Consider the following 13777-nt stretch of genomic DNA (forward strand, 5'->3'; position numbering starts at 1 on the left):
CAACACCTATGTTTGACGTGATCATTGCCGGCTGCGGGCCGACCGGTGCGATGCTGGCCGGCGAGTTGCGGCTGCACGACGTGCGCGTGCTCGTCCTGGAGAAGGACACCGAGCCCGCATCCTTCGTCCGCATCGTCGGCCTGCACATCCGCAGCATCGAGCTGATGGCGATGCGCGGGCTGCTGGAGCGCGTGCTCGAACGAGGACGAAAGCGTCCGGCCGGCGCGTACTTCGCTGCCATCGACAAGCCCGCGCCCCCGGGCCTGGACACCGCGCACGCCTACCTGTTGGGCATCCCGCAGCCGGTCATCGTGCAGCTTCTCGAGGACCATGCGATCGCACTGGGCGCCGAGGTCCGGCACGGCTGCGCGGTGACCGGCCTCGAGCAGGACGACGAGGGTGTGACGGTCGAGCTGGCCGACGGCGAGCGGCTGCGCGCCCGCTACGCCGTCGGCTGCGACGGCGCGCGCAGCACGGTGCGCAAGCTTCTCGGTGTCGGCTTCCCCGGCGAGCCCGCGCGGAACGACACGCTGATGGGCGAGATGAAGGTCGGCGTGCCGCCGGCCGAGATCGCCGCCCGGACGAGGGGAATCGGCTTGCGGCTCGCTCTCCGGCCGTTCGGCGACGGGGCCTATCAGGTCATCGTGCCCGCCGCGGAAGTCAGCGATCGGGCCGAGCCGCCGACCCTGGCGGACTTCCGGAATCAGTTGCGAGCCATCGTCGGAACCGACTTCGGGGTGCACTCCCCGCGCTGGATGTCCCGCTTCGGCGACGCCACCCGGCTGGCCGAGCGATACCGGATCGGGCGCGTGCTGCTGGCCGGCGACGCCGCGCACATCCATCCGCCCACCGGCGGCCAGGGCCTCAACCTCGGCGTGCAGGACGCGGTCAACCTCGGCTGGAAGCTGGCGGCCCAGATCCGCGGCTGGGCGCCGGACCAGCTGCTCGACTCCTACCACGCGGAACGGCGTCCGGTCGCCGCCGACGTGCTCGACAACACCCGGGCCCAGATGGAGCTGCTGTCGCCCGGGCCGGGCCCGCAGGCCGTGCGCCGGCTGCTCACCGAGCTGATGGACTTCGACGAGGTGAACCGCCACCTGCTCGAGAAGATCAGCGCGATCGGCGTCCGCTACGACCTCGGCGCGGGCCCCGACCTGGTCGGCCGCCGACTGCCCGACACCGAGGTGCGATCGGGCCGCCTCTACCGGCTGCTGCATCGCGGCCGCGGCCTGCTGCTGGACCGCACCGAGCGGCTGACCGTGGGCGGCTGGGCCGACCGGGTCGACCACCTCGCGGATCCCACCGCGGCGCTGGACGTCGTGGCCGTCCTGCTGCGACCCGACGGCCACGTCGCCTGGGTCGGCGACAACCAGCGGGACCTGGACGACCGGCTGGCGCGCTGGTTCGGCCGGCCCACCACCTGATCGGGCGTCCGGCCCGCTTGGTCTTCAGGTGAAGAGCGGGCGGGTCACGAAGTACATGACCGCGGCAATGGCGCCGGCGCCTGGAAACGTGAGGATCCAGGCGCCGACGATGTTGCCGGCCACGCCCCAGCGGACCGCGGACAGCTTCTTGGTGGCGCCGACGCCCATGATGGCCGAGGTGATGGTGTGGGTCGTGCTGATCGGCGCGCCCAGGTTGATGCCGAAGACGAACAGCAGCACGCTCGCGACCGTCTCGGCGGCGAAGCCCTCCGGCGGGCCCAGGTCGATGATCTTCCGGCCCAGCGTGCGGATGATGCGCCAGCCGCCGGCGTACGTGCCGAGCGCCAGCACCGTCGCCGACGTCCAGTACGCCCACTGCGGGATGTGGTCGGTCGAGTCCTGGTAGCCGCCCACGTACAGGGCCAGCACGATCACGCCGATCGTCTTGGCCGCGTCCTGCAGGCCGTGCCCGATGGACATCGCCGCGGCCGACACCGTCTGCGCGTAGCGGAAACCGCGGTTGAGCTTGGCCGGGCGGCCGTTGCGGAAGATCCACACGATCGCGATCATGAACAGGAAACCGGCCACGAACCCGACCAGCGGCGAGGCCACCATCGGGATGACCACCTTCTCGAGGATCGCGTCCCATTGCACCCGGTATCCGGCCACCAGCGCGGCGCCGACCAGGCCGCCGATCAGCGCGTGCGACGAGGACGACGGCAGGCCGAAGTACCAGGTGATCAGGTTCCACGCGATGGCGCCCAGCACGGCGGCGAAGACCGCGCCGAGGCCGGCCACCGACGCCGGGACGGTGATGATGCCGCTGACCGTCCTGGCGACGTTCTCGCCGAAGTGGGTGCCGATGAAGTTGCCGGCGGCCGCCATCAGCAGGGCCACCCGTGGGGTGAGGGCGCGGGTGCTGACGCTGGTGGCGATCGCGTTGGCCGCGTCGTGGAAGCCGTTGGTGTAGTCGAACACCATCGCCACCACGATCACCGCGAGGACGGCGATGAGCTCGGCGGACAACGTCTACGACTCCTTGACGGCGATGGTCTCGACCGTGTTCGCCACGTGCTCGAAGGCGTCGCACGCGGCCTCCAGCTCGTCGGCGACCTCCTTCATCTTGAGCACGGTGAGCGCGTCGTACTCGCCCGAGAAGAGCCGGACCAGCAACATCCGGTACGCCCGGTCGCCGTCGTTCTCCAGCCGGTTCACCTCGATCCAGTACTCCTCGAGATCCTTCATCGTGCGCAGCCGCGGCATCGCCTCGGCGGTCACCTTGGACTGCTGGTCGAGCACGTTGATCAGCTCGTGCATCTCGCGCGGCAGCGAGGGCAGCTCGGTGAGCCCGTACAGGTAGAGCAGGTTGCCGACCGCCTCCAGGTGGTCCATCACGTCGTCGAGCTGGGAGCCGAGCGAGTAGATGTCGGCCCGGTCGAACGGGGTGATGAAGGTGGAGTTGATCTTCTTGTAGAGGTCGTGGGTGATCTGGTCGCTGTCGTGCTCCACATCGGTCAGCCGATCGCTGACCGACTGCACGTCCACGCCGGGCAGCGCCAGCTCGTTGAGCAGCTCGGTGCCCTTGACCAGATTCAGCGCAGCGCTGGTGAAGAGATCGTAGAAAGCGCCCTCGACGGGGCGGAAGGAGAACTTCACAGCGCGGACCTCGATCGACGGGCGTGCGGGATGGATCTCCAGGAATGCTAGCGGTCCTCCCCGGTTCACCTGGCGTTCGCCCGCCATGGTGCCCCGTGACAGCCGCTTCTACACCGGCTCGTGGCGGCGATCGGGCCGGGGCGCATGCGGCCGGGGGGACGAGCGGCGGACCGCCCGGGCCGGCGGCGGCGTGGCGGGCGTCCGCCGCGCGACCGGGTGCCGGCGCAGGTGACGTACGAGTCCACGCTGGTCACGGTCGGCGATCACGTCGACCCCGGCGGCGCTCAGCTCGGTCCAGATTGCCCGCCGCGCCAGCCGCGAGCCCTCCGGCAGCCCGGCGATCCGCACCGTCCGGCCGTCCTCGTGCGCCTGGCGGACCAGCGCGTGCAGCAGGTGCCGCTCCTCGGCCGGGATCGGCTCGCGGCCGTCCCAGCCGAACCGGCGGCTCCACGGCTCGCTGATCGTGGGGACCAGGGCCGGCGGCGACGACCGCGAGCCGAGGTCGTCGAAGGTGCCGTCGGCGAAGGCGTACCGCTCGCTCTGGGTGGCGAGCAGTTCGCGTACGTCGACGATGCCGCACACCGAGACGGTGACCGCGCCCGGCACGAGGGTCTCGCCGTCACTGTGGCTGAGCAGCCCGGCGTGGTCCCGCAGCTGCTGGTCGAGCATCCGGAACGCGCGCAGCAGCGTCTCCGGCTCGCGGATGGCGCCGGTGAACTCGACGGCGAGCCGGAACGGCGTGCGTTGCTCGCGGCTGAGCCGGCCGCCGCGGCCGGCGATCCGGGCGAAGAGCGGGGTGAGCACGAGCCGCCGCAGCGTACGGCCGGGCTGCGGGCCGCCGGGTCCGAGGAACAACTCGCCGTGCGGCCCCGGGGTGACCGGGACGGTCAGGCCGCCCAGCCCTCGCCGGATCACCTCGGGCAGCGGGTCGATCGACGTGGGCGGGGCGATCGCGTGCCCGGACGGCTGGAAGGGCCGCGGCCGGCGGATCAGAACGGTCCCGGCCGAGATCACCCCGGCCGCTCCGGCGAGGCCGGCCAGACCACCGGCGATAGTCGCACCGTTCACGCGCACCATCCGATTCATCCGAAATGCGTGTTTACTACTGTGTCACATCCGATACCCGCGCCCGGGCAATGTCGCGCAGAATTCCCTCATGCCGTCCCTGATCGCCACCGAATTCGAGGCCGAACGACCACACCTGCTGGCCGTCGCGTACCGGATGCTCGGCAGCCGGGCCGAGGCGGAGGACGCGGTGCAGGAGGCGTGGCTGCGCTACGCCAAGGCACGCGACGGCGGCGAGATCCGCGACGTGCGCGGCTGGCTCACCACCGTCACCGGGCGCATCTGCCTCGACGTGCTCAAGTCGGCACGGGTGAGCCGCGCGGTCTATCCGGGACAATGGCTTCCGTCGTACGTGGTGGAGCCCGACGCCGGGCCCGCGGCCCGCGCCGAGATGAGCGACCAGGTCGGCCTCGCGCTGCTGGTGGTCCTCGAAAAGCTGACCCCGGAGCAGCGGGTGGCGCTGGTCCTGCACGACGCGTTCGGCATGCCGTTCGAGGACGTGGCCACGGTCCTCAACACGACCGAGGCCGCCGCCCGCCAGCACGCCTCCCGCGGCCGCCGGGCCGTCGCGCAGGACAGCGTGCGGCACACGGCCGGCCTCGCCGAGCAGCGCCGGGTGCTCGGCGCGTTCCTCGACGCGGCCGACGGCGGCGACCTGACGGCGCTCGCGGCCCTGCTCGCGCCGGACGTGGTGTCGATCGGCGACGGCGGCGGCCTGGTGCCCGGCGTCGGCACCCGCCCGGTCCTCGGCGCCGACAAGGTGGCCCGCTTCTTCCTCGGCATCATGTCCGGGCTGGGCGACGTCGAGATCGAGACGGTGCTGGTCAACGGCTCCCTGGGCCTGCTCGCGCGCGGCCGCCTCGCCAACGGGCGGATGGTCCGCTCGGTGCTGGCCGTCGCGATCGACGACGGCCGGATCACCGGCCTCTTCAACCAGCTCAACCCGAACAAGCTGGAGTTACGCGACCTCGTTTAGGTACTTGCGGTGTTGCGTCGCGAACGGCTCGCTGCCGTCGCCGAGCGCGCCTATCAGCCTGCTCGCCGCTGCGCGGGCCTCGTCGACCAGGTAGTCGGGGTAGCCGAACTGCACCCGGTGCTCGTCGAACTCGTCCTCGTCGCGCAGCTCCACCAGGCCGGTCCCGCGCCGGCGCACCACGTCGAGGTCGAGGTCGATGATGTGCACCGTGTCGCCCTCCCACCGGGCCGGCGTGGTGATGTCGCAATACACCTCGCTGGTGCGCGGCGGCGGGTTGAACATGCCCGTCCACCACGCGTGATGCGGGATCAGCAGGATGAACGGGATCTGCTCGACCGACGGGCGGCCGTGGTAGACCGACGGCGTCCCGCGCGTCACGCCGACCCAGACGCCCAGGTCATCGGAGTCGAAGCGGCGCGCCGGATAGTCCCGGTGGGCCGAGCCGTCGTACTTCGTGTAGACGACCCGGACCATGTCGTGCGGCATGCGAGAACACTAACGGTGGTCGGCTTCTGTCGGTGGTGGCGGGTACCTTCTGTGCGTGCCCGCAGCCACTCGGAAGAAAGCCACCGCCGACGACCTCCTCGCCGCCGCCGTCGGCGCCGTCCCGGGTGGGTCGGCCCGCCCCGGCCAGCAGGCCATGGCCGCCGCCATCGACCGGGCCGTGCGCGATCGCGAGCACCTGCTCGTCCAGGCCGGCACGGGCACCGGCAAGAGTTTGGCCTACCTGACGCCCGCCCTGCTGGTCGACGGCCCGGTGGTGGTCTCCACCGCCACGCTCGCCCTGCAAAATCAGCTCGTCGAGCACGACCTGCCCCGCCTGGCCGAGGCGGTCGAGCCGGTCCTCGGCCGCCGCCCGACGTACGCGGTGCTCAAGGGCCGCCACCACTACCTGTGCCTGGCCAAGATGGAGCACGCCGACGAGGAGGCGCCCACCGACACGCTCTTCGACGACGCGCCGCCCCGGGCCACCCAGTGGCTGGGCGAGGCGGGCAAGCTCGGCAAGCAGATCCAGCGGCTGCGCGCCTGGTCGGAAAAGACGACGACCGGCGACCGCGACGAGCTCGACCCCGGCGTCGACGACACGGCCTGGCGCCAGGTGTCGATGCCGGCCCGCGACTGCGTCGGCGCCGCCAAATGCCCGTACGGCGCCGAGTGCTTCGCCGAGGCCTCCCGCGCCCGCGCCCGCGATGCCGACGTGGTGGTCACCAACCACAGCCTGCTCGCCGTCGACATGCTCGCCGACCGGCACATCGTCCCGCCGCACCGGCTGCTGATCATCGACGAGGCCCACGAGCTGGCCGACCGGGTCTCCTCGGCGTCGCAGGCCGAGCTGACGCCCGACGCGATCGAGCGCTCGGCCCGCCGCGCCGGCAAGCTGATCCCGCAGGCCGCGACCGACGCCCTGGCCGAGGCGGCCGACGCGCTGACGGTCGGCCTCGCCGACGTGCCGGCCGGCCGGCTCACCACCGGGCTGCCGCCGGCCCTGCACCAGGCGGTCACCCTGCTGGAATCGGCCACGCGCGCCGCGCTGAGCGCGATCGGCGAGATCAAGAGCGACGATCCCGATCCGGTACGCAAACAGCAGGCCAAGGCCGCCATCGGTGACCTGGGCGAGACCGCCCAGCGGCTGCTGGAGGAGTCCGACTTCGACGTGGCCTGGGTCGAGAAGTCCGACCTGGGCAGCGGCCGCCGCGCGCTGGTGGTCGCGCCGCTCTCGGTGGCCGGCACGCTCTCCAACGGGCTCTACACCGACCGCACGGTCGTCGCCACCTCGGCCACGCTGACCCTGGGCGGCCGCTTCGACACGGTCGCCCGCTCGCTCGGCCTGCCGGTCTCGGCTCCGAAGGGTCCGGGTCTCGCCGCGCCGGCCGCGGGCGCCGGCAGCGGCCCGGCGCCGTCGCCCCGCACCGCCGTCGCCGAGACGGCCGCTCCCGGCGCGCTCACCCCGGAGGCGCCCGCCGCCTCCGGCGACGGCTGGACGTCGCTCGACGTCGGCTCGCCCTTCGACTATCCCAAGCAGGGCATCCTGTACGTGGCCGCGCACCTGCCCCGCCCCGCCGCCTCCGGCCTGCCGGACGCCGCCGGCGAGGAACTGCTCAAGCTGGTCACCGCCCTCGGCGGCCGCACGCTGGGCCTGTTCTCGTCCCGCCGGGCCGCGACCCAGGCCGCCGAGCTGCTGCGCGCCCGCACCGACGTGCCGATCCTCCTCCAGGGCGAGGAGGCGCTGCCGCTGCTGGTCCGCAAGTTCCGGGAGGATCGGGCGAGCTGCCTGTTCGGCGTCATGTCCCTGTGGCAGGGCGTCGACGTCCCCGGCGACTCGTGTCAGCTCGTGGTGATCGACCGCCTGCCGTTCCCCCGCCCCGACGAGCCGCTGGCCGCCGCCCGCTCGGCCGCCGTCGACGCGGCCGGCGGTTCCGGCTTCGCCTCGGTGAGCGTCCCGATCGCCGCGATCCGCCTGGCCCAGGGCGTGGGCCGGCTGATCCGCTCGACCGGCGACAAGGGCGTGGTGGCGGTCCTCGACTCCCGCCTCGAGACGGCCCGCGGATACGGCGGCTTCCTGCGCAAGTCCCTGCCGCCGTTCTGGTACACCACCCGCCCCGACGTCGCGCTCGGCGCCCTCCAGCGCCTGGCCAGGAGCTGATCGTCCGGCTGATGGCCCGGCGCCGCTCCCTTCGCGGGCGTGTCACCATGGCTGCCGTGACGGGACGGCGGCGCTGGTGGGTATTAGGGATCGTCGCGGGGTGGATCGCGGTGCTGACCGTCCTGGCGACCTGGTCGGTGTGGCACTCGCCGCCTACCGTGCCCGAGCAGCGGGACATCACCGATGCCGTGGGCGAGTTGCAGCGGGCCGCGGGGGTGGTCTACTCGGCCGCGGGTCAGGGCCGGCAGGCGGCGGTAGTGATCGGTGAGCTCGACGTGGTCGGGGACTGCCGGATCACGCCGGTGCGGCATGGGTATGTGGCGGCCCGGGATCTCACGCTCTACGTGCGGCCGGGGGAGGCCGAGGCGGCGCTCAAGGGGATCGCCGACGCGCTGCCGGCGGCCTACCGGGCGGGGGTCGCGGTCAGCCGGGGCGGCACGCGGCTCTCGTTCCACGCCGACGCGGGCAACTTCATCGGGATCGACGCGGCCTCCGACGCCGAGACCAAGGTGCTCACGCTGCGGCTCACCAGCGGGTGCCGGCCGGGGCCGCTCGACGGCACCGACCGGAGCGACCCGGCGGCGGGCGCGGTGCCGGCCGAGATGACGGCGCTTCTCCGGAAGCTGGGTGGAAGTGGCACGCCGGCGGCGCGGGCCGTGGACTGTCCCGGGGGCGGGGTGGCGGGAAGCTACACCGTGGAGGTTCCGGCGCCCCGGGACTGGCCGGCGCGGCTGCGCGAGGCGGCCGCGGGGGCGGAGGTCGTGCGGTCGGATGAGGGCGTGTGGGCGTACCGGAAAGGCCTGGAATCTGTTGTTGTCGTCTCCGACGGCAAGACGTTGCGGGTCGGTGTGAGTGGCGGCTGTCAGTAGACCAGGGCCTGCGCGCCCTCGGCGGTGACCTCCTCGACGAAGACCGCGGCCCCGGCGATGCGGATGCCGGGGAGGACGTCGTCGGGGGTGATCTCGCGGCGGGCGGCGCACTGGGTGCACGCGGTCACCTTGCCGCCGGCCAGCAACAGGTCGAGCAGGTCGGGCAGGGGCGCGGCGTGCGGCAGCTGGAACTCGGCGGCCCGGCCGGGCAGGGCGAACCAGGTCGACTCGCCGGTCAGCCAGAAGCTGACGTCCACGCCGGACGCGACGGCCGTCGACGCCACCGTGAAAGCCTGGGAGCAGCGCTCGGGCGCGTCCGCGCCGGCGGTTGCCTTGACGACCAGCAAACGTGCCATGGGCGCCAGCATAAGATGGGCCGGTCATGGTTACGGAGATCGGGTTCGTGAGCCTGCTGGTCGCCGGGTTGGGCGCGCTGGCGGGCGGTTTCGGCTATCTGGCCATTCGGATTTCGAGGGGGCGCTGGTGAGCGGCGAGTCGGACAACCCACTGGGCCCACCGCCGTGGCTGAACGCGCCGCCGGTCGACCCCTACCCCTACGAGGAGACGCACGACCTGCGTCAGGGCGCCGACCTGCACCCCGCGCTGCTGGGCCTGCTGCCGTTCGTGGGGCTGTGGCGCGGGCGCGGGCAGGGCGGCTTCCCGGCCGACGAGGACTACAACTTCGCGCAGGAGGTGCGGATCAGCCACGACGGGCGGCCGTTCCTGCGCTTCGAGTCGCGCTCGTGGTTGCTCGACGAAGAGTCGAAACCGGCCGGCGAGTGGATCGTCGAGTCGGGCTTCTGGCGGCCGGTGCTGGTCGACGGGCGGGCCGGCGACGAGATGGAGGCGACCTTCATCACCCCCGACGGCACGGCGGAGCTCTACCTGGGCAAGACCCTCGGCCCGACCCGGCTCGAGATGGAGGCCGACGCGGTGGCGTACACGCCGGGCGGCCTGCACGTGACGGGCGGGCACCGGCTGTTCGGCATCGTCGAGGGGGCGCTGCTCTACGCGCACGGCATGGCGGTGGACGGCAGCGAGCTGCGCGACCACATGTCGGCCCGCCTGCTGCGCATCGGCGGCTAGCCCGGCTCGCGCCGTCAGTAGCCGAGCAGGTCGAGCAGGATCGGCGTCCAGCGGGAGCGACGCCGCGGGACGCCGTCCAGCTCGGTGACGAAGGCCAAGCCGCGCAGCGCGGAGGCGAGCCAGATCGCGTCCGCCCCGCGCAACTGGTCGATGGTCACCATCCGGTGGCAGGGGCGCAGGCCCACCGACGGCGCCAGCGAGAGCAGGTGGCCGGCGGTGGTGCCGGGCAGGATCTGCGCTTCCGCGTACGGCACGGTGCAGAGGTCGGAACCGGCCAGCCAGACCAGGGAGGCGGTCGGGGCCTCCAGCGCGTACCCCTCGGTCGAGAGCCACAGCAGATCGTCGGCGCCGCGGGCGCGGGCCCAGCGGCGGGCGGCGAAGTTCTCCGCGTACGACAAAGTCTTGGCCCCCCAGAGCGACCACGGGGGTTTGCCGCCGATGGCGAAGCCGAGGCCGGCGCTGACCACCCGCACGCCCTCGCGTCGCTCGCGCAGCGTCTCCGGCGGGATCGGCGAGACCGTCACCCGGTGCGACCGCCGCGTGCAGATGATCCGCAGGGCTTCCTCGGCGCCGTCCGATCCGTGCGCGTCCACGGTGATCTCCGGCACGGCGATGTCGAGCAACGCGGCCGATCCGGCCAGCCGAGCCAGGTGCGCGGGGAGCAGGAACGGGCCGGCCGGGCGCAGGTGAATGGTCTCGAAGACCCCGTCGCCGAACAGCTCGTCCGGCGAGACCGAGAGCGTCACCGCCGGAGCGTAACCTGGTGACGTGTCCGCCACATCGCTAGCCGAGATGCTCCGGGAGCGCGGGCTGCGGCTCACCCCGCAGCGCCAGCTGATCCTGGAAGCGGTGCACGATCTCGGGCACGCCACGCCCGAGCAGGTGCACACCGCGGTGCGCGAGCGCGTGGCCGGGGTCAACATCACCACGGTGTATCGCACCCTCGAGCTGCTCGAGGAGCTGGGCCTGGTCAACCACACCCACCTCTCGCACGGCTCGCCGACCTATCACGCCGCCGGTGAGGATCAGCACGTTCACCTGGTCTGTCGTGGATGCGGATCGATTTCTGAGGTAGACCCGACGGTGATGCTGCCGGTGACCGACCGGCTGCTCGCGGAGCGGGGCTTCCGGGTCGACGTCGGCCACGTCTCGCTCTTCGGGGTCTGCGAGGACTGCAAGGAGTGTTGAGATGACCGTCGTGATGGTCGAGGACCTCGATCCCTCGTCCGCCGACGCCGGGGTGGCCGCCCACTACGGCGATCCGATGCGGGAGCAGCGCACCTTGGCCACCGCGGTCGGCCTGGTCGACCGCTCGAACCGCGACGTGCTCGCCGTGCCGGGCGAGGAGCGGGCGTCCTGGCTGCACACGCTGACCACGCAACATCTATCTGATTTGTCGGCGTTCACCGGCTCCGAGCTGCTGGTGCTGTCCCCGCACGGGCACGTCGAGCAGCATGCTTTCGTCACCGAGGACGGCGAGACCGCGTGGCTCGACACCGAGCCGGGCGCGGGCGCCGGTCTCCTGAAATACCTGGAGATGATGCGCTTCTTCACCCGGGTCGAGCCGCGGGACGCGACCGCCGAGCTGGCCGTGCTGTCGCTCGTCGGGCCGGGCGCCGGCGATCTCTTCCCCGACCTGGAAGAGCCCCGGGTGGGTGCGGTGCCGGGCCCGAAATTCGCCGCCGGGTCCGTGCCGCCGCAGGCCACCAGCCGCTATTCCGTACGGGCATACGAGGGCGGCCTGGCCCGGCGGGTGCCGCTCGGCGTCGACCTCCTGGTGCCCCGCTCGGCGAAGACGGCCGTGATCGAGAAGCTCGGCCTCCCGATGGCCGGCCTGTGGGCCTACGAGGCCATCCGCGTCGAGCACCGCGTGCCGCGCCTGGGCTGGGAGACCGACCACCGCACGATCCCGGCCGAGGCCTCGTTCCTCCAGCACGCCGTGCACCTCGACAAGGGCTGCTACCGCGGTCAGGAAACGGTCGCCCGGGTCCACCACCTGGGCCGCCCGCCGCGCCGGCTGGTGCTGCTGCACCTCGACGGCATCGCCACCGACCAGCCACCGGCCCACGGCACGCCGGTGGTCAGCGGCGACCGCGAGGTCGGCTTCGTCGGCACCGCGGTGCGCCACCACGAGCTCGGCATGATCGCCCTGGCCGTGATCAAGCGCAACGTCCCCGACGACGCCGAGCTGAAAATCGGCGACTCGGTGGCTTCCATAGATCCCGCCTGAACTAACGTTCACGGCATGACCGGGACCGTGATCACCGTTGCTCCGACCGGCGCGGAAGTCAGCAAGGCGGCCGTGCCCGCCCTGCCCGTCACCCTCGACGAGCTGGTGCAGACCGCCAAGGAGTGCGAGGCGCTCGGCGCCTCCATCATCCACGTGCACATCCGCGACGCTGCCGCCGAGCCCACCCTCGACCAGGGCCGCCTGCGCGCCACCGTGGCCGCGCTGCGCGACGCCACCGACCTGATCGTGCAGCTCTCGTCGGGCGGCGCGGTGACCGACCCCGAAGCCGGCCGGCTGGCCGTGCTCGACGCCGGTCCCGAGATGGCCTCCTGCACGATGGGCACGGTCAACTTCGGCGACGGCGTGTTCATGAACCGCTGGGAGTTCATCGTCGACCTGCACGTCCGCATGCAGGAGCGCGGCATCGTGCCGGAGTACGAGATCTTCGACCTGGGCCAGCTCACCACGCTGCAGCGGCTGCTCGGCCAGTACGACCTGCCGGCCGGCGGCCACGTGCACGTCGACCTGGTGATGGGGGTGCCGGGCGGGATGCCGGGCACGACCGCGGCGCTGGCCGCCTGCGAGCACGCCATCCGCGACCTGCCGGCGGGCACCACGTTCTCGGCCACCGGCATCGGCCGCACCACGATCCCGGTGATGCTGGCCTCGCTGTCGGCGGGCGGCCACCTGCGCGTCGGGATGGAGGACACGGTCACATACGCGAAGGGCCAGCCGGTCGAGTCGAACATGCAGCTCGTGGCCCGGGCCGCCGGGTTCGCCCAGTTGGCGCAGCGCCCGCCGCTCACCACCGCCGCGGCCCGCGACCTGCTCGGGATCCCTCGCCGCTGATCGTCGCGAGCAGCGGTGAGCGGCCTCACGCTAGCTGGAGTTAGCATTCTGCTTGCAACAGCTAGCACTCCGAGCTACGGTCGGATGCATGGCCACGCCCAAGGATCTGCCGCAGGACATCGGGAGTTTCATCCGTGACCTGCGGGAAAATGCGAAGATCTCGCTGCGCCAGCTCGCCGACAAGGCGGGCGTGAGCAATCCGTATCTGAGCCAGATCGAGCGTGGCCTGCGCAAGCCGAGCGCCGAGGTGTTGCAGCAGATCGCCAGCGCGCTGCGGGTTTCCACCCCTGCGATGTACCTGCGTGCGGGTTTGCTGGACGGCGAGGGTCAGCAGGGGGTGCTGGCCGCGATCGCGGTCGACCCCGACCTGACGATCGCCCAGAAGCAGTCGCTGTCGCAGATCTACGAGACGTTCCGCAACGAGAACGCCCGGCGCGAGCCCGAGCCCGAGACCGAGCAAGCCGAGGAGACGAAATGACCGACCAGACCAAGACCCGATTCCCCGCCCCGCTGTACGCCGCCGCCGGCGCCGGCGACCTGGCCTACCAGCAGCTGCGCAAGCTGCCGGCCGTGGTGACCGAGCTCAGCGAGAAGGCCGCGGCGTCGCTGCGCACGTACAACGAGCAGGCCAACGTCAAGGCCGCCCAGCTCCGCGAGAAGGCGCAGACCACCGACTTCGACGCGCTCCGCGGCAACGCGGCCAGCGTGGCGACCTCCCTCGCCCAGTTGGCCCAGGAGCGCACCGTCGCGGCGTACACCGCACTGGTCGCCCGCGGTGAGAAGGTCGTAGGCAGCGGTGTCGTCAGCACCGCCGACGTGGTGAACGCCGACATCGAGACCACCGAGGCGCCGAAGGCTGTCGAGGCCGCCCCGCAGGCGACCGGGTCCGCCGCGCCGTCCGTGGCCGCCGCCAACGGCGCAGCTCCGAAGCCCCGCAAGCGCGCCGCCAAGCCGGCCGCCGAGTAATCAATCTTGACC

At 72.4% G+C, this 13777-nt stretch carries 16 protein-coding genes and 1 pseudogene; 11 read left to right on the forward strand and 6 right to left on the reverse strand.

Annotated elements, in window-relative coordinates:
* Positions 1-8: 8 nt before the first annotated feature.
* Positions 9-1424 carry an FAD-dependent monooxygenase gene (locus ACFQS1_RS08000; RefSeq protein ID WP_378965554.1) on the forward strand — a complete coding sequence of 472 codons (1416 nt, stop codon included), beginning with the start codon at positions 9-11 and terminating at the stop codon, positions 1422-1424.
* 24 nt (positions 1425-1448) lie between these two features.
* Here the strand turns inward: ACFQS1_RS08000 and ACFQS1_RS08005 are convergent, their stop codons facing one another.
* From ACFQS1_RS08005 to ACFQS1_RS08015, 3 genes are all read right to left on the reverse strand, one after another.
* Positions 1449-2450, reverse strand: a complete 1002-nt coding sequence (locus ACFQS1_RS08005; protein ID WP_378965555.1) for an inorganic phosphate transporter — start codon at positions 2448-2450, stop codon at positions 1449-1451.
* A 3-nt stretch (positions 2451-2453) separates the two neighbouring features.
* Positions 2454-3080: a DUF47 domain-containing protein gene (locus ACFQS1_RS08010; RefSeq protein WP_378965556.1), complete on the reverse strand. Its 627-nt coding sequence runs from the start codon at positions 3078-3080 to the stop codon at positions 2454-2456.
* 108 nt (positions 3081-3188) lie between these two features.
* A complete protein-coding gene (locus tag ACFQS1_RS08015; RefSeq protein ID WP_378965557.1) occupies positions 3189-4148 on the reverse strand; it encodes a PI-PLC domain-containing protein in 960 nt (319 codons plus the stop codon).
* An 88-nt stretch (positions 4149-4236) separates the two neighbouring features.
* On the opposite strand from ACFQS1_RS08015, the gene sigJ reads away from it, so the two are divergent.
* Entirely contained in the window at positions 4237-5121 is an 885-nt protein-coding gene (sigJ, locus tag ACFQS1_RS08020; protein ID WP_378965558.1) for an RNA polymerase sigma factor SigJ, read from the forward strand.
* Here the strand turns inward: sigJ and ACFQS1_RS08025 are convergent.
* Positions 5104-5607, reverse strand: a complete 504-nt coding sequence (locus ACFQS1_RS08025) for a DUF402 domain-containing protein (protein WP_378965559.1) — start codon at positions 5605-5607, stop codon at positions 5104-5106. The genes sigJ and ACFQS1_RS08025 overlap by 18 nt on opposite strands.
* A 55-nt stretch (positions 5608-5662) precedes the next feature.
* Here ACFQS1_RS08025 and ACFQS1_RS08030 point away from each other — a divergent pair, with 55 nt between their 5' ends.
* Both ACFQS1_RS08030 and ACFQS1_RS08035 read left to right on the forward strand, forming a co-directional pair.
* Entirely contained in the window at positions 5663-7765 is a 2103-nt protein-coding gene (locus ACFQS1_RS08030; protein ID WP_378965560.1) for an ATP-dependent DNA helicase, read from the forward strand.
* A 56-nt stretch (positions 7766-7821) separates the two neighbouring features.
* A complete protein-coding gene (locus tag ACFQS1_RS08035; RefSeq protein WP_378965561.1) occupies positions 7822-8634 on the forward strand; it encodes a hypothetical protein in 813 nt (270 codons plus the stop codon).
* On the opposite strand, the gene ACFQS1_RS08040 is transcribed toward ACFQS1_RS08035, so the two are convergent.
* Positions 8628-9002, reverse strand: a complete 375-nt coding sequence (locus ACFQS1_RS08040; protein WP_378965562.1) for a DsrE family protein — start codon at positions 9000-9002, stop codon at positions 8628-8630. The genes ACFQS1_RS08035 and ACFQS1_RS08040 overlap by 7 nt on opposite strands.
* Positions 9003-9016: 14 nt before the next feature.
* Here ACFQS1_RS08040 and mtfM point away from each other — a divergent pair, with 14 nt between their 5' ends.
* Both mtfM and ACFQS1_RS08050 read left to right on the forward strand, forming a co-directional pair.
* Entirely contained in the window at positions 9017-9121 is a 105-nt protein-coding gene (mtfM, locus tag ACFQS1_RS08045; protein ID WP_020513070.1) for a small membrane protein MtfM, read from the forward strand.
* Complete coding sequence (locus ACFQS1_RS08050; RefSeq protein WP_378965563.1) at positions 9118-9720, forward strand: heme-binding beta-barrel domain-containing protein; 603 nt, start codon at positions 9118-9120, stop codon at positions 9718-9720. The genes mtfM and ACFQS1_RS08050 overlap by 4 nt, the downstream gene beginning before the upstream one ends.
* Positions 9721-9734: 14 nt before the next feature.
* Here the strand turns inward: ACFQS1_RS08050 and ACFQS1_RS08055 are convergent, their stop codons facing one another.
* Positions 9735-10466, reverse strand: coding sequence for an aminotransferase class IV (locus ACFQS1_RS08055; protein WP_378965564.1), 732 nt, complete (start codon positions 10464-10466; stop codon positions 9735-9737).
* A gap of 46 nt (positions 10467-10512) precedes the next feature.
* Here ACFQS1_RS08055 and ACFQS1_RS08060 point away from each other — a divergent pair, with 46 nt between their 5' ends.
* The 5 genes and pseudogenes from ACFQS1_RS08060 to ACFQS1_RS08080 all read left to right on the forward strand — a co-directional run bounded on the left by ACFQS1_RS08060 (position 10513) and on the right by ACFQS1_RS08080 (position 13765).
* The gene (locus ACFQS1_RS08060; protein WP_378965771.1) at positions 10513-10908 is read left to right on the forward strand and encodes a Fur family transcriptional regulator; all 396 of its coding nucleotides are present in this window, start codon (positions 10513-10515) and stop codon (positions 10906-10908) included.
* Between the two features lies 1 nt (position 10909).
* Positions 10910-11950, forward strand: a complete 1041-nt coding sequence (gene ygfZ, locus ACFQS1_RS08065) for a CAF17-like 4Fe-4S cluster assembly/insertion protein YgfZ (protein WP_378965565.1) — start codon at positions 10910-10912, stop codon at positions 11948-11950.
* A gap of 15 nt (positions 11951-11965) precedes the next feature.
* Positions 11966-12799 carry a beta-keto acid cleavage family enzyme gene (locus tag ACFQS1_RS08070; RefSeq protein WP_378965566.1) on the forward strand — a complete coding sequence of 278 codons (834 nt, stop codon included), beginning with the start codon at positions 11966-11968 and terminating at the stop codon, positions 12797-12799.
* An 88-nt stretch (positions 12800-12887) separates the two neighbouring features.
* A pseudogene (locus ACFQS1_RS08075) lies at positions 12888-13232 on the forward strand (helix-turn-helix domain-containing protein); the annotation flags it as partial.
* Between the two features lie 41 nt (positions 13233-13273).
* Positions 13274-13765, forward strand: coding sequence for a hypothetical protein (locus tag ACFQS1_RS08080; protein WP_378965567.1), 492 nt, complete (start codon positions 13274-13276; stop codon positions 13763-13765).
* The last annotated feature ends 12 nt before the right edge of the window (positions 13766-13777 follow it).

The sequence above is a fragment of the Paractinoplanes rhizophilus genome (assembly GCF_042664765.1).
Taxonomy (GTDB): Bacteria; Actinomycetota; Actinomycetes; order Mycobacteriales; family Micromonosporaceae; genus Actinoplanes; species Actinoplanes rhizophilus.

Coding starts and splice junctions, on each gene's coding strand:
- ACFQS1_RS08000 (WP_378965554.1), top strand. CDS start 9: ATGTTTGACGTGATCATTGCCGGCTGCGGGCCGACCGGTGCGATGCTG.
- ACFQS1_RS08040 (WP_378965562.1), bottom strand. CDS start 9,002: ATGCTGGCGCCCATGGCACGTTTGCTGGTCGTCAAGGCAACCGCCGGC.
- ACFQS1_RS08025 (WP_378965559.1), bottom strand. CDS start 5,607: ATGCCGCACGACATGGTCCGGGTCGTCTACACGAAGTACGACGGCTCG.
- ACFQS1_RS08070 (WP_378965566.1), top strand. CDS start 11,966: ATGACCGGGACCGTGATCACCGTTGCTCCGACCGGCGCGGAAGTCAGC.
- ygfZ (WP_378965565.1), top strand. CDS start 10,910: ATGACCGTCGTGATGGTCGAGGACCTCGATCCCTCGTCCGCCGACGCC.
- ACFQS1_RS08060 (WP_378965771.1), top strand. CDS start 10,513: ATGCTCCGGGAGCGCGGGCTGCGGCTCACCCCGCAGCGCCAGCTGATC.
- sigJ (WP_378965558.1), top strand. CDS start 4,237: ATGCCGTCCCTGATCGCCACCGAATTCGAGGCCGAACGACCACACCTG.
- mtfM (WP_020513070.1), top strand. CDS start 9,017: ATGGTTACGGAGATCGGGTTCGTGAGCCTGCTGGTCGCCGGGTTGGGC.
- ACFQS1_RS08080 (WP_378965567.1), top strand. CDS start 13,274: ATGACCGACCAGACCAAGACCCGATTCCCCGCCCCGCTGTACGCCGCC.